At 58.5% G+C, this 14,976-nt stretch carries 12 protein-coding genes; 7 read left to right on the top strand and 5 right to left on the bottom strand.

Annotated features, from left to right (window positions below):
• Nucleotides 1-83: 83 nt before the first annotated feature.
• The 5 genes from btsR to ACPDZI_RS12780 form a co-directional block, all read right to left on the bottom strand.
• Complete coding sequence (btsR, locus tag ACPDZI_RS12800; RefSeq protein WP_207137748.1) at nt 84-788, bottom strand: two-component system response regulator BtsR; 705 nt, start codon at nt 786-788, stop codon at nt 84-86.
• A gap of 57 nt (nt 789-845) precedes the next feature.
• Entirely contained in the window at nt 846-2,516 is a 1,671-nt protein-coding gene (locus ACPDZI_RS12795) for a sensor histidine kinase (protein ID WP_336988694.1), read from the bottom strand.
• Between the two features lie 353 nt (nt 2,517-2,869).
• The gene (locus ACPDZI_RS12790; RefSeq protein ID WP_076360988.1) at nt 2,870-4,105 is read right to left on the bottom strand and encodes an HD-GYP domain-containing protein; all 1,236 of its coding nucleotides are present in this window, start codon (nt 4,103-4,105) and stop codon (nt 2,870-2,872) included.
• A gap of 109 nt (nt 4,106-4,214) precedes the next feature.
• Nucleotides 4,215-6,878: a bifunctional acetaldehyde-CoA/alcohol dehydrogenase gene (adhE, locus tag ACPDZI_RS12785; RefSeq protein ID WP_438833245.1), complete on the bottom strand. Its 2,664-nt coding sequence runs from the start codon at nt 6,876-6,878 to the stop codon at nt 4,215-4,217.
• Nucleotides 6,879-7,173: 295 nt separating this feature from the next.
• Nucleotides 7,174-7,806 (bottom strand): 2OG-Fe dioxygenase family protein, encoded by a 633-nt coding sequence (locus ACPDZI_RS12780; RefSeq protein ID WP_168967216.1) that lies wholly within the window; start codon nt 7,804-7,806, stop codon nt 7,174-7,176.
• 269 nt (nt 7,807-8,075) lie between these two features.
• Here ACPDZI_RS12780 and ACPDZI_RS12775 point away from each other — a divergent pair, with 269 nt between their 5' ends.
• The 7 genes from ACPDZI_RS12775 (at nt 8,076) to oppF (ending at nt 14,788) form a co-directional block, all read left to right on the top strand.
• Complete coding sequence (locus ACPDZI_RS12775) at nt 8,076-8,711, top strand: YchE family NAAT transporter (RefSeq protein WP_016351085.1); 636 nt, start codon at nt 8,076-8,078, stop codon at nt 8,709-8,711.
• A gap of 279 nt (nt 8,712-8,990) precedes the next feature.
• Nucleotides 8,991-10,610 (top strand): ABC transporter substrate-binding protein, encoded by a 1,620-nt coding sequence (locus ACPDZI_RS12770; protein WP_076360985.1) that lies wholly within the window; start codon nt 8,991-8,993, stop codon nt 10,608-10,610.
• A 97-nt stretch (nt 10,611-10,707) separates the two neighbouring features.
• Nucleotides 10,708-11,628: an oligopeptide ABC transporter permease OppB gene (gene oppB, locus ACPDZI_RS12765; protein WP_011706429.1), complete on the top strand. Its 921-nt coding sequence runs from the start codon at nt 10,708-10,710 to the stop codon at nt 11,626-11,628.
• Between the two features lie 14 nt (nt 11,629-11,642).
• Nucleotides 11,643-12,554, top strand: coding sequence for an oligopeptide ABC transporter permease OppC (oppC, locus tag ACPDZI_RS12760; RefSeq protein ID WP_011706428.1), 912 nt, complete (start codon nt 11,643-11,645; stop codon nt 12,552-12,554).
• Between the two features lie 141 nt (nt 12,555-12,695).
• A complete protein-coding gene (locus tag ACPDZI_RS12755; RefSeq protein WP_168967217.1) occupies nt 12,696-13,682 on the top strand; it encodes an ABC transporter ATP-binding protein in 987 nt (328 codons plus the stop codon).
• A complete protein-coding gene (locus tag ACPDZI_RS12750) occupies nt 13,679-13,792 on the top strand; it encodes an oligopeptide transporter ATP-binding component (RefSeq protein ID WP_438833244.1) in 114 nt (37 codons plus the stop codon). Before ACPDZI_RS12755 ends, ACPDZI_RS12750 begins: the two co-directional genes overlap by 4 nt.
• Nucleotides 13,793-14,788 carry a murein tripeptide/oligopeptide ABC transporter ATP binding protein OppF gene (gene oppF / locus ACPDZI_RS12745; protein WP_011706426.1) on the top strand — a complete coding sequence of 332 codons (996 nt, stop codon included), beginning with the start codon at nt 13,793-13,795 and terminating at the stop codon, nt 14,786-14,788.
• Nucleotides 14,789-14,976 lie beyond the last annotated feature (188 nt).

Below are 14,976 nucleotides of genomic sequence, written 5' to 3'. Positions count from 1 at the left end.
TGTTAATGGCAGGTGAAAAAAGATGAGCGGCGCCATGGCGTGCCGAGCGGTCGGCGCTCGTGATCCGGCTCACACCGCGGGGCTTACTCCAGCCCCAGCATTTCCTTCAACTCCTTCAGGTAACGGCGGCTGACCGGCACCCGGGCGCCGCTCGGCGTCACTATCTCCGCCAGCTGGTTCTCCAGCAGCCGGATCTCGAAGATGGCGGCCGGGGCCACCAGATACTGGCGATGGCAGCGCAGCAGCGGGGTCTTCTCCTCCAGTGATTTGAGGGTGAGCTGGGTATGGAACCGCTCGCCCTGGCTTGCCACGTGCACCCCGCCGAGATCGGAGAAGGCGTACTCCACCTGTTCGATGGGCAGCAGCCGTACCCGGTTGTGCAGGTAGCCCGGGATATGGCGAATGGCGGGGGCGAGCGCCGTCATGGGCTGGGGGCTGAGATCTTGCCTGAGCCGCGCCAGCGTCTTGGCGAGGCGGGCCGGCTCCACCGGTTTGAGCAGGTAGTCGAAGGCGTTCTCCTCGAACGCCTGGATGGCGTACTCGTCAAAGGCGGTGACAAAGACGATGCGGGGCAGGGGATCGAGCATGGCCACCAGCTCCATGCCGCTGAGCTTGGGCATCTGGATGTCGAGAAACACCACGTCGGGTTTGAGCCGCTGAATAAGCGGCAGCGCCTCGATGGCATTGGCAGCCGCCCCCAGCAGTTCGATATCGGGCTCGGCGGCCAGGTGCTGCATCAGCTCCTCGCGGGCATAAAGCTCATCATCGACGATGAGGGTGCGGATCATGGGGTTCTCCTGCGTGATTGGGGTAGTGGGTGGAGATGGAGTTGGACGGCGACCGGTTCATGGCTGCTCCCTTGGCAGGGTGACGGAGACCCGGGTCCAGCAGTCGGGCTCGCAACTGACGCTCAGGCCATAGCGGTTGCCGAAAGCGCTCTGGAGACGCCGGTCCACCAGGGTCATGCCTAGCCCGTCGCCGGCCGGTTTCTCCTGCCAGGTGCCGGCATTGTCCTCCACGTGAATGATGACCCGCTCTGCCGTCTGCTCGGTGTAGAGGCGAATGTGCCCCTGCTCCAGCAGGGTGGAGGTGCCGTGCTTGATGGCATTCTCGATGAGGGGCTGCAGGGTGAAGCTCGGTAGCGTGAGGTCGGCGAGAGTCGGGGGGATCTCGTTTTGCACCGTCAGCCGGTCGCCAAAGCGGGCCAGCTCGATCTCCAGATAGGATTGGCAGTGCTCCTGCTCTTCTTGCAGGGTGGCCAGGCCGCTCTGGCGCTTGAGGTTCTTGCGAAAGAACAGGGAGAGGTGCAGCAGCAGCTGGCGCGCCCGCTCCGGCTCGCGCCGGGTGATGGCGCTGATGGTGTTGAGGGTGTTGAACAGAAAATGGGGATTGATCTGGGCTTGTACCAGCTTGAGCTCGGATTGCACCAGCAGCCGTTGCTGCTGTTCCAGCCGGCCGGTCAACAACTGCTGGGAGAGCAGGTTGGCAATCCCTTCTCCCAGGGTGTGGTTGATCTTGAGAAACAGTCGCTTCTTGGGCTCGTAGAGCTTGATTGTGCCGATCACCCCCTCGTCGCCGTGCAGCGGGATCACCAGCACCGAGCCGAGCTGGCACTGGGGCGAGATGCTGCAGCGGTAGGGCTGGCTGTTGCCGTCGGCAAACAGCACCTTGTTGCGGGCGATGGCCTGCATGGTGATGGCCGAGGTGATGGGGGTACCTGGCCGGTGGTGATCCTCACCGATGCCGATGAAGGCGAGGATCTTGTCGGTATCCGTGATGGCGACGGCGCCCACCCCGGTTTCCTCCTGGATGATGCGGGCAATCTTCTGGCTGGCCTGTGGGGTGAAGCCCTGGCTCATGATGCCGACGGTGCGGTTGGCGATATTGAGGGCCTTGGCGGAGAAGACCCGGGAGAACTTCTCGTACATCTGCTGCTGATCGCGGATCATGCTGATGAAGAGCGCGGCGCCGCAGGAGTTGGCAAGGATCATGGGAGTGGCGATGGTGCGCACCAGCAGCAGGGATTTATCGAATGGCGTGGCCACCAGCAGGATGATCACCATCTGCATGATTTCGGCGTAGAGAGTGGTAAAAAAGGCGATGCGTGGCTCGAACAGCGCATCCATCTTGCCCGCCCGCATCAGGCGCCAGTGCACCAGCCCGCCCAGCAGCCCCTCGCAGGTGGTGGAGATGGCGCAGGCGAGATCGGTGAAGCCGCCCAGGGTATAGCGGTGCAGGCCGCCGGTCAGCCCTACCAGAAAGCCCACCAGCGGGCCCCCCAGCAGCCCGCCCAGCACGGCGCCAACGGCGCGGGTATTGGCGATGGCGTCGTCGATGTCCAGCCCCACATAGGTGCCGAGAATGCAGAAGCAGGAGAAGGTAATGTAGATGAGCACCTTGTGAGGCAACCTGACCGAGTAGTTGGCCAGCGGACGCAGCAGCGGACTCTTGGAAAAGAGGTAGGCGATGACCAGGCTGACGCTCATCTGTTGAAGCAGGGAGAGGACCAACTGCATAAAAAACGTTCCTCAGAGTCCGTGCCGAAAAAAGCGGCAACCTTGAATAAATGTGATCAGGATCTTGTTCTGCGGTGTGCCTGGGCGGGATTGCGGCCGCAGTGTGCCAGAAACGTGAAATAAAACCATATTAAATCAGCATGTTAAATTGATATTTGTGTAATCGACCAAGGGTTGATATTGCTGGATGGAGCATGAATGTATCCGCTGGATGCGCCACACGGAGGTGGCATGCTCCGCCCGGCCCCTTGGCTGGGCGTTTTTTATCCAGGGTGGATGGCGAACAATTTTGCGGGCAATCGAGTGATTATTCAGGTTTGTCCAATGAGTTATCCCCAGCTTCTGGGGATAACTCAGAAGGCAAAATAGTAACAGAAGCGTCGTGTCAGGTTGAAAAACAGCCGTTGTCCCTCATCCAGCTCTTCCTGTTTCAATATTCCGGCAATAATCCGCTCATCTTCCCGCAGGTCGATCATGGATACCGCTTCCGGGCGCTGGGCTTTGATATAGGGCAGGATCTTCGGTTTAAGGGGCATGGTGGGCTCGGTGGAGAGTACCAGCGCGATGCTCTCGTCCGAGAGTTTTACCAGAGAGCCCGGCGGATAGACCCCCAGCACCTTGATCAGCAACTTGACCAGATTCTGGTCGAATTTCTTCTGGGATAACTTGTAGAGCTGGCTGATGGCCTGACTCGGCGCAGCAGGATTGCCGCTGTTGCGGGGATGGAGCAGCTCGTCGTAGAAGTCGACCAGCCCGATGATCCGCGCCAGCGGCGGGATCTCGCCCCCCTTGATGCCAAGGGGAAAGCCGCTGCCGTCAAGGCGCTCGTGGTGCAGATGGGCCACCTGGCGGATCTTGGGCTCGAAGGCCTGCAACTGGGTCAGCATCTCCAGCCCGTACTGGGGGTGCATGTTGAGGAAGTTCTGCTCCGACTTGTTGAGCTCCCCCCGTTTCTGGGTGATCTGGGTCGGGATCTTCAGCTCGCCGATGTCGTGCACCAGGCCGGCCAGCCCGGTCTCTTCGATTTCAATGGGGTTCATGCCGAGCTCGCGAGCCATCAACATGGCGATGAAGGCCACGTTCAGGCTGTGCTGCAGCAGGATGTCGGTGTGCGGGCTGCGAATGAGGTGCAGGCCGAGCGGCCCTTCGTGAGCGCTGATGCGGGCGGCGGCGTTGCGCACTATCTGTGCCGTGTTGGCGAGCCCTTCGTCCGGCTTGAGGTTCAGTGCCCCCAGCGCATCGCGCAGCTCGGACATGGATTGGCCGAAGGCCTTGTCGGCGGCGCGCAGGGAGCGGCGAAAGGCTTTCTCATCAAACGGCGGAGGGCCGCTATCCACCAGCTCTTCAATGAGCGAGAGGTCTGGCCCGGCGGAAGGAATGTCACCGCGCAAGATGGGTTCGATAGGCAGGTCGCTCTTGTCGGGATCCACCATCAGCAGGCTGAGCTCGAGATGGCGAATGATGTCGAGCTGCTGCTGATCCTTGATCTTGAATGCATTGAACATAAAAGGGTGGTTGGTCCATCCCGTGGGGAGATGGATGTAGTGACCTACTCTCAACTGCTCGATGGAGGCTTGTATCAGCGCCATACGCTAGCTCGCATTTCATGAATGCCTATGAACAAGCTAGCAAAATTAAGCAGATAGACAAACAAAAAAGCCCGCGCATGTGCGCGGGCTCTCGAGTCGGTTCAGCTTATCAGGCTTTGGACTTCTTCTTGCCTTCAACCTTGGCTTCTACCTTGGCCGCTACCTGAGCGTCTTCGGTGAAGGGACGGCCGTAGTAGGTGTCCAGCAGGATGGCTTTCAGCTCGCTGATCAGCGGGTAGCGCGGGTTGGCGCCGGTGCACTGGTCATCGAAGGCTTCTACAGCCAACTGGTCAACCTTGGCCAGGAAGTCAGCTTCAGACACGCCGGCTTCACGGATGGAGGCCGGGATGCCCAGGGTGGCTTTCAGATCGTCCAGCCATACCAGCAGCTTCTCGATCTTGGCTGCGGTACGGTCACCGGCGGCAGTCAGACCCAGGTGGTCGGCCACTTCGGCGTAGCGACGGCGAGCCTGCGGACGGTCGTACTGGGAGAACGCAGTCTGCTTGGTCGGGTTGTCGTTGGCGTTGTAGCGGATCACGTTGCTGATCAGCAGGGCGTTGGCCAGGCCGTGCGGAATGTGGAACTCGGCACCCAGTTTGTGAGCCATGGAGTGGCACACACCCAGGAAGGCGTTGGCGAACGCGATACCGGCGATGGTGGCAGCGTTGTGTACTTTCTCGCGAGCAACCGGGTCGTTGGCACCGTTCTGGTAGCTGGACGGCAGGTACTCTTTGAGCAGTTTCAGGGCTTGCAGCGCCTGACCGTCGGAGTACTCGTTGGCCAGTACGGAAACGTAGGCTTCCATGGCGTGAGTCACGGCATCGATACCGCCGAAGGCACACAGGGATTTGGGCATGCCCATGACCAGGTTGGCGTCGACGATGGCCATGTTCGGGGTCAGCTCGTAGTCGGCCAGCGGGTATTTCATGCCGGTGGCGTCGTCGGTCACGACCGCAAACGGGGTCACTTCAGAACCGGTACCGGAAGTGGTGGTGATACAGACCAGTTCGGCCTTCACGCCCATTTTCGGGAACTTGTAGATACGCTTGCGGATGTCCATGAAGCGCATGGCCAGATCTTCGAACGCGGTTTCCGGGTGCTCGTACATCACCCACATGATCTTGGCCGCATCCATCGGTGAACCACCGCCCAGCGCGACGATCACGTCCGGCTTGAAGGAGTGGGCCATCTCGGCGCCTTTGCGTACTACAGACAGGGTCGGGTCGGCTTCTACTTCGTAGAACACTTCCACTTCCATCTTCAGGCCCTTGAGCAGACGAACCACTTCGTCGGCGTAGCCGTTGTTGAACAGGAAGCGGTCGGTCACGACCAGTGCGCGCTTTTTACCTTCCAGGTCGCCCAGGGCGATCGGCAGGGAACCACGACGGAAGTAGATGGATTTCGGAAGTTTGTGCCACAGCATATTTTCTGCCCGTTTTGCGACTGTCTTCTTGTTGATCAGGTGCTTGGGACCCACGTTTTCGGAGATGGAGTTACCACCCCAGGAACCGCAACCCAGCGTCAAGGACGGTGCGATGGCAAAGTTGTACAGGTCACCGATACCACCCTGAGTGGTCGGGGTGTTGATCAGGATACGAGCGGTCTTCATCTTGTCGCCGAAGTACTTGATGCGGTCGGCGTTGCGATCCTGGTCGGTGTACAGGCCGGAGGTGTGGCCGATACCACCCAGGTTGACCATGGTGCAGGCCATTTCGACGGCTTCTTCGAAGTTCTTGGCACGGAACATACCCAGAGTCGGGGAGAGCTTCTCGTGAGCGAACTCTTCCTCTTCACACACTTCCAGACCTTCACCGATGAGGATCTTGGTGGTGGGGGGCACGGTCACGCCGGACATTTCGGCGATCTTGGTCGCAGGCTGGCCCACGATGTTGGCGTTCATGGCACCGTTGATCAGGATGACCTTGCGGACCTTGTCAGCTTCTTCTTTGGTCAGCACATAACCGTTGTGAGTCGCGAAACGCTCTTTCACCTGGTCATAGATGGAGTCAACCACGATGACGGCTTGCTCGGAGGCACAGACCACGCCGTTGTCGAAGGTTTTGGACATCAGGATGGAGGCGACGGCGCGCTTCACATCGGCAGTTTCGTCGATGACAACGGGTACGTTACCGGCACCTACACCGATGGCAGGTTTGCCAGAGGAGTAAGCGGCTTTCACCATGCCCGGGCCACCGGTGGCCAGGATCAGGTTGATGTCGTTGTGTTTCATCAGGGCGTTGGAGAGTTCAACGGTCGGTTGATCGATCCAGCCAATGATGTCTTTCGGTGCACCGGCGGCAATGGCTGCATCCAGTACCAGCTTGGCAGCGGTATTGGTGGAGTTCTTGGCACGGGGGTGCGGGGAGAAGATGATGGCGTTGCGGGTCTTCAGGGAGATCAGTGATTTGAAGATCGCAGTGGAGGTCGGGTTGGTGGTCGGTACGATACCGCAGATGATACCTACCGGCTCGGCGATGGTGATGGTACCCATCTCGTCATCTTCACTGAGGATGCCGCAGGTCTTCTCTTCTTTGTACTTGTTGTAGATGTATTCGGAGGCGAAGTGGTTCTTGATAACCTTGTCTTCGATGATACCCATACCGGATTCTTCCACGGCCATCTGGGCCAGGGGGATACGGGCATTGCTGGCGGCCAGGGCGGCGGCACGGAAGATCTTGTCTACCTGCTCTTGCGAGAAGCTGGCGAATTCACGCTGTGCTTCTTTGACGCGGGCGACCAGTGCATCCAGTTCAGCCATATTGGTTACTGCCATGTTTATCTCCTGATGATTTGAAAACTGTTTAGTAAGACGTTGGCAATGCCCGGCAATTATAGATGCCCTGTCAAGAACAGAATCACCACAACGGGGTATTTACATGCCTTACTAAATCGCTTTCTGAGTCGATTATAGAGCGGGGCTGACTCAGAAAAACTTGATCTGGATCATGTGTAACAAAAGAACAAAAGAAATTTTGTTTCACAATACATGTTTTCCAGATGTTGCGCAGTTGTAGAGTGAGCCAGAGATGGGATGAATGGGGCGTGAACAGGGGCTCACGCACCATTTTTCAAGCAGTTAGCACGACTACGTCCCAGTGTCCCCGGTGCGAGTCTTGGGGCAGTATGGGGGCGGCATTGTGATAGAAACGGCGATCATCCAGGATCAGATACTCGCCAGCGTTTAATTGTTGTTGAAAAAATGGTTGTTCTTTTAATCCATGATAGAGCTGCAAGGCGCCGCCGCTGACCCCGTCACTGCCACAAAAGAACACCCCGATGAAATCAAAGCCGTCCTGATGCACGCCTTCCGGGGCGGGCGGCACGCTTTCACCTTCGCCGGTGACGATACGCATCTGGTGAATGCCGATGGCCTGGCCATCCGCCAGCCGGGTATGGCGGGCAAAGCGGGCCAGCATCAGCTGAAAGGTGGGGTGGGCGACGAAGGCGGGATCCAGCTCGGCATAGGTTCTGGGCACGTCCCCCAGAAACTTGTTGATGGCGGCCGCCTGGAAGAAGACGCCGTTGTCGAGGGCATAAAAGTGGCTGCCCTCTTTTTCAACCCGGCCGTAACGGCGTTCGCGAAAGCGGCCTTGGATATAGGGATCAACCGGCAGCCGGTCGAAGAAGCCCAGCAGGGGGGCGACACTGCCAGCGGGCAGTGAATCCAGATGCCATTGCAACTTGATGTCCGTATCAATCATTACAAAATCCTTTTTTACGAAGATGAAATGTTGCGCCAAAACTCCGTGGCCACATAAAACTCGAAGTGATTTTATCAGAGTGTTAAATGGCGACAATCTTTATTAACAACTCGATATGTTGAATTTCGTCGTGACATTAGAGGAACTAACTGAAAAGCCACGGAAAGGGTGAGATTATTTGATTGGTGAAGGTTTCGGCCATGGTGTAAATTTACGCACGGTTTATCGGGGTGGCCCGCAGGGCCTCGTTCTACTTCTGGATGGCGCCTATGGCAGCAATTGACGTCTCTTTATATCTGAAGTTTTTCATCGGTTTGTTTGCGATCATCAACCCGCTCGGCCTGTTGCCGGTGTTTGTCAGCCTGACCAGCCACCAAACGCCGGAAGAGCGGATGAAGACCAACACCACCGCCAACATTGCGGTGATGATCATCCTGCTGGTCTCCATGTACATGGGGCAGCTGATCCTCGATGGTTTCGGCATCTCGCTGGCGTCGTTCCGCATTGCCGGCGGCTCGCTCATCACCCTGATCGCCTGGTCCATGCTGCAGGGCAAGCTGGGGGAGGTGAAGCACAACAAGCAGGAGAAAGGGGAGCTCGCCGCGCGGGAATCTGTCGCTGTGGTGCCGCTGGCGCTGCCGCTGATGGCCGGTCCCGGCGCCATCTCTTCCTCTATTGTCTATGCCAGCCAGAGCACCTGGTCCCAGATGCTGGGGATGTCGGTGGTGGTGATGGTGTTTGCCTTCTGCTCCTGGCTCATCTTCCGCGCCGCCCCCCTGCTGTTCAAGGTGATGGGCAACACTGGCATTAACGTGGTCACCCGGATCATGGGTCTCATCATGATGTCGCTTGGCATCGAGATCATGGTGGCGGGGATCAAGGGGGTCTTCCCTGGATTGATGTGATTCAGGTCTGTTTTGTTGGAGCCGGTCCTTGTGACCGGCTTTTTATTGTTTCTTTTTTGTTGGTCATTTCCTAGAATCGAGCGGGTTTGTATAAAAAACGTCCATTACGGGATATTTAAATTCTGAATAATTGGTTAAAAGCTGCTTTTTTGACCATGAAGTCCAGTCCTGCCTGACGATATCTATTGCATTATCAGAAATGTCAGGGAATTATGCTGGCAGCGGGGTACTTATCTCGTCGATGGAAAATTGCATGGAATGTTCTTGTGGAGTATGGAAATGACTCATAAAAAAACAATGATTAATACCCTCTTGGTGGCAGCACTGTTCGGCGGTGTCAACGCGGCACAAGCCGCCGATGTTCCCGCAGGTACCAAACTGGCTGACGTTCAGCAGCTGGTAAAAGGCAATGGCTCCGAGCCTGCCACTCTCGACCCGCACAAAACCGAAGGAACGGTTGAATCCAATATTCTGCGTGACCTGTTCGAAGGTCTCGTTGCCTCCGGCCCCAAAGGGGAAATTCTTCCCGCCATGGCCGAGTCCTGGGAAACCAAGGACAACAAACACTTCGTGTTCCACCTGCGCAAAGATGCCAAGTGGTCCAACGGGGATCCCGTGACAGCCCACGATTTCGAGTTTGCCTTCAAGCGGGCCGTGGATCCCAAGACGGCGTCTCCCTACTCCTGGTATCTGGAGATCCCGACCATCGTCAATGCCAGCGAGATCATCGCCGGCAAGAAAGCGGCCGACACCCTGGGTGTGAAGGCAGTGGACGACTACACCTTCGAGGTGCAGCTGGAGAAGGCGGTGCCTTACTTCGTCAGCATGCTCTCCCACACCACCACCTACCCGGTGCCGAAGAAGGTGATCGAGAAGTTCGGTGACAAGTGGACCCAGCCCGGCAACATGGTATCCAACGGTGCCTATGTGCTGAAGGATTGGGTGGTCAACGAGCGCGTTGACGTCGAGCGCAACCCGAACTACTGGAACAACGCCAAGACCGTCATCAACAAGGTGACCTATCTGCCGATCCAGTCCACCAACGCCGAACTGAACCGCTATCTGGCTGGCGAAGTGGATCTCACCTACAACATGCCCATCGAGCGCTTCAAGCAGATGAAGAAGGAGCTGCCAAACGAGGTGAAGGTGAGCGGCTATGTCGGTACCTACTACTACCAGTACAACTTCAAGCACAAGCCGTTTGACGATGTGCGGGTGCGTACCGCCCTCTCTTATGCCATCGACCGCAACGTGATCGCCGACAAGGTGATGGGCAAGGGCGAAACTCCGGGCTACACCCTGGTGCCTGATTTTGTGGACGGCTTCAAGCCGGTGGCGCCGGCCTGGTCCAAGCTGACCCAGGCAGAGCGCGATGCCAAGGCGAAAGAGCTGCTGACCGAAGCCGGTTTCGGCCCGGGCAAACCGCTCAAGTTCGAGCTGCTCTACAACACCGACGACAACCACAAGAAGGTGGCGGTTGCCGTAGCCTCCATGTGGAAGAAGCTGGGCGTGCAGGTGAGCCTGGTCAACCAGGAATGGAAAACCTACCTGGAAACCAAGAAGCAGGGTCAGTTTGATGTGGGTCGTGCCGGCTGGATCGCCGACTACAACGAAGCCTCTTCCATGCTGGATCTGATGCAGACCACCCACGGCAACAACGACGGCAAATACTCCAACCCGGCGTTTGACAAGCTGATGAACGAGTCCCGCAATCAGGTGGATGCCGATGCCCGCAACAAGCTCTATGTGCAGGCTGAAGAGATCCTGGCCAAGGACATGCCGATCGCTCCCATCTATCAGTACGTGACCTCCCGCATGGTCAAGTCCTACGTGGGCGGCTACCCGGCCAACCCGCTGGACAACCTCTACAGCAAAGACATGTACATCATTGCTCACTGAGTAAAGTAACACGTCGCATAACAAAGCAGGCCCGCCGGATGGCGGGCCTTTATTACAACCGCGACCCTTTGGAAGCAGTACAGGACAGGAATTGTCTATGTTGAAATTCATTTTTAAACGTCTACTGGAAGCGATCCCGACTCTGCTGGTCTTGATCACCGTCTCCTTCTTCATGATGCGTTTCGCGCCGGGCAACCCCTTCACCAGCGAACGCTCCCTGCCGCCGGAAGTTCTGGCCAACATCGAAGCCAAATATGGCCTCGACAAGCCCATCGGCGTGCAATACCTCACCTATTTGGGCAATCTGGTTCAGGGCGACCTCGGTCCCTCCTTCAAATACAAGGACTTTACCGTCAACGATCTGGTGAGCCAGGCGCTGCCGGTATCGGCCAAGATTGGCTCCTTCGCATTTCTGTTCGCGGTGACGCTGGGGGTCACCTTCGGCACCATTGCCGCCTTGAAACAGAATACCGTCATCGACTACCTGTTGATGTCGTCGGCCATGGCCGGGGTGGTGATCCCGGGCTTTGTGCTGGCTCCCTTGCTGGTGTTGCTGTTCAGTATTCATCTCGGCTGGTTCCCGGCCGGTGGCTGGCAGGGTGGTGGGGTGCAATTCATGGTGCTGCCGGTGTTCGGCATGATGATGTACTACATCTCCGCCATCTCGCGGATCATGCGGGGCAGCATGATCGAGACCATGAACTCCAACTTCATCCGTACCGCCCGCGCCAAGGGTTTGCCGCTGCGCCACATCATCCTCAAACACGCGCTGCGTCCGGCCATGCTGCCGGTGGTCTCCTATCTGGGACCGGCATTCGTGGGCATCATCACGGGTTCCGTGGTGATCGAGACCATCTTCGGCCTGCCGGGGATTGGCCAGCTGTTCGTCAACGGTGCCCTCAACCGTGATTACTCCATGGTGCTCGGTCTGACCATTCTGGTCGGCGCCCTCACCATCACCTTTAACGCCGTGGTCGATATTCTCTATGCCTTTATCGATCCCAAGATCCGTTACTAAGTCGGGAGTACATCATGGTTGTCACAACTGAAAAACGCGAAGCCGTCGAGGCGTTCGCCCAGCAAGTGGAAGTGGTGGAAGGACGCTCCCTGTGGAAGGATGCCCGTCGCCGTTTCCTGCGCAACAAGGCCGCGCTTACCAGCCTCATCATCCTGACCATCATAGGTCTGGCGGTGATCGTGGGGCCGCATCTGTCCCAATACACCTTCGACGATCCTGACTGGGGCGCCATGCAGGCGGCTCCGGACATGGAAACCGGCCACTGGTTCGGCACCGACAGCCTGGGGCGCGATCTGTTCGTGCGCACCCTGCTCGGCGGGCGTATCTCGCTGATGGTCGGCATCATGGGTGCCATGGTGGCTGTCATCATCGGCACCCTCTACGGCGCGGCCTCCGGCTTTATCGGCGGTCGGGTCGACAGCCTGATGATGCGGGTGCTTGAGATCCTCAACGCCTTCCCCTTCATGTTCTTCGTGATCATGCTGGTGACCTTCTTCGGCCGCAACCTGGCGCTCATCTTCATCGCCATCGGCGCGGTGAGCTGGCTCGACATGGCGCGGATCGTGCGAGGCCAGACCCTGAGCCTCAAGAGCAAGGAGTTCATCGAGGCGGCTCACGTCTGCGGCGTCTCCAAGTGGAAGATCATCACCCGTCACATCGTGCCGAACGTGCTGGGTATTGTGGCGGTCTACGCCACCCTGCTGGTGCCGGGCATGATCATGTTCGAATCCTTCCTGAGCTTCCTGGGGCTGGGCGTACAAGAGCCCATGACCAGCTGGGGTGCTCTGCTGGATGAAGGCTCCAAGTCGATGGAAGTGGCCATCTGGCAACTCCTGTTCCCCGCCGGTTTCATGGTGGTGACCCTGTTTTGCTTCAACTTCCTCGGGGATGGTCTGCGTGACGCCCTCGATCCGAAGGATCGCTGAGAAAGCGGCGAAAGATCGCTGATAGAACGGCGAAGGAGCGCTGAAACAACGCGTCGAAGGGCCGCAGAGTGCGGCTCAATCGGGCGGATAGCGCATCGGATCGACAGGAAAACGTCACGAAAGATCGATAAGGAGTTTTTTATGAAATTACTGGATGTAAAAGATCTGCGGGTCGAGTTCAAGACCCCGGACGGCAATGTGGTGGCGGTCAACGACCTCAACTTCTCCCTCGCTGCGGGCGAGACTCTGGGGATCGTCGGCGAGTCCGGTTCGGGCAAATCCCAGACCGCGTTCGCCATCATGGGGCTGCTGGCCAAGAACGGTGTCATCACCGGTTCGGCCAAATTTCAGGGCGACGAGATCCTGAACCTGCCGGAGCACAAGCTCAACAAGATCCGCTCCGAGAAGATCGCCATGATCTTCCAGGACCCCATGACCTCGCTCAACCCCTACATGAAGGTGAAGGATCAGCTGATGGAAGTGCTGATGCTGCACAAGGGCGTCAGCAAGGCTGAAGCGTTCGAGGAGTCGGTGCGCATGCTGGATGCGGTCAAGATCCCGGAAGCGCGCAAGCGGATGGGGATGTATCCCCACGAGTTCTCCGGTGGCATGCGCCAGCGGGTAATGATCGCCATGGCGCTGTTGTGCCGGCCGCAACTGCTCATCGCCGACGAGCCGACCACCGCGCTGGACGTGACCGTGCAGGCCCAGATCATGACCCTGATGAACGAGCTCAAGCGCGAGTTCAACACCGCCATCATCATGATCACCCACGACTTGGGCGTGGTGGCGGGCATCTGCGACAAGGTGCTGGTGATGTATGCCGGTCGTACCATGGAGTATGGCAAGGTCAACGATATCTTCTATCGCCCGAGCCACCCCTATACCGAGGGCCTGTTGCGCGCCATTCCCCGCCTCGACACCGAAGGGGAAGAGCTGCCCACCATCCCGGGCAATCCGCCCAACCTGCTGCGTCTGCCCACCGGCTGTCCCTTCCAGGAGCGCTGCCACCGGGTGAGCGAGATTTGCGGCAAGCAGTCGCCAGTTCTGACGCCGTTCAACGACGGCCGGGAGCGGGCCTGCCATTGGGTGTCTGATGCCATCAATGCCAAGGAGGTGAGCGTATGAATGCTGTTATATGCGGCCAGCAATCCTCCAAGCTCCTGACGCCGTTCAACGACGGCCGGGAGCGGGCCTGCCATTGGGTATCGAATGCCATGATCAAGGGAGTGAACTAAATGGGGACTGACAAGAAACTGCTGCTGGAAGTGTCCGACCTCAAGGTCCACTTCAGCATCAAGAGTGACAAGGCCTGGCCCTGGGCCAAACCCTCCGCCCTGAAGGCGGTGGACGGGGTGACCCTGCGTCTGTACGAAGGGGAGACCCTCGGCGTGGTGGGGGAGTCGGGTTGCGGCAAATCCACCTTTGCCCGGGCACTGATCGGCCTGGTGCCGGCCACCGATGGCAAGGTGGTGTGGCTGGGCAACGATCTGACCAAGCTCGACCAGAAGGCGCTGCGCGAGAAGCGCAAAGAGATCCAGATGATCTTCCAGGATCCGCTGGCCTCCCTCAACCCGCGCATGACCATCGGCGACATCATCGCCGAGCCGCTCATCACCTTCTATCCCGACCTCTCCCGAGATCAGGTGAAGGAGAAGGTGCGGGCCATGATGAGCAAGGTGGGGCTCTTGCCCAACCTGGTCAACCGCTATCCCCATGAGTTCTCCGGTGGTCAGTGCCAACGGATCGGCATCGCCCGGGCGCTGATCCTCGAGCCCAAGATGATCATCTGTGACGAGCCGGTGTCGGCGCTGGACGTCTCCATCCAGGCCCAGGTGGTCAACCTGCTCAAGGCTATCCAGAAGGAGATGGGGCTGTCGCTCATCTTCATCGCCCACGACCTGTCGGTGGTCAAGCACATCTCGGATCGGGTGCTGGTGATGTATCTGGGCAATGCGGTGGAGCTGGGGACCCGCAAGGAGATCTTCGCCAACCCCCTGCACCCCTATACCAAGGCGCTGATGTCGGCGGTGCCTATTCCGGATCCGGATCTGGAGCGCAGCAAGACCATCCAGATCCTGGAGGGGGATTTGCCATCGCCGATGAACCCGCCGTCAGGCTGCGTGTTCCGCACCCGCTGCCCGGTGGCCGGCCCTGAGTGTGCCAAGACCCGGCCCCAGCTCGAGGGCAACTTCGACCATGCGGTCTCCTGTCTCAAGGCGGATCCGCTCTGAGGATGAGCAGGCAAGACAGGGCGCCCGGGTGGCGCCCTGTTTTTTGCAGCCGGCATGAAGATGCCTCTTGGCGTGATCTTTTTCCGCTGTTACTATCCGCGCAACAAGGGGAGTAACTTCTCGCCGGTTTGTCGTCATTACGGTGCACCCATATCCTGCAGTGCACCCGGCAGCCGGGCAGTTGATGC

This window comes from Aeromonas oralensis (genome assembly GCF_049665575.1).
Taxonomy (GTDB): Bacteria; Pseudomonadota; Gammaproteobacteria; order Enterobacterales; family Aeromonadaceae; genus Aeromonas; species Aeromonas hydrophila.
The sequence above is the reverse complement of the archived record's forward strand: the minus strand, read 5'-3'. Positions and strand labels throughout refer to the sequence as shown.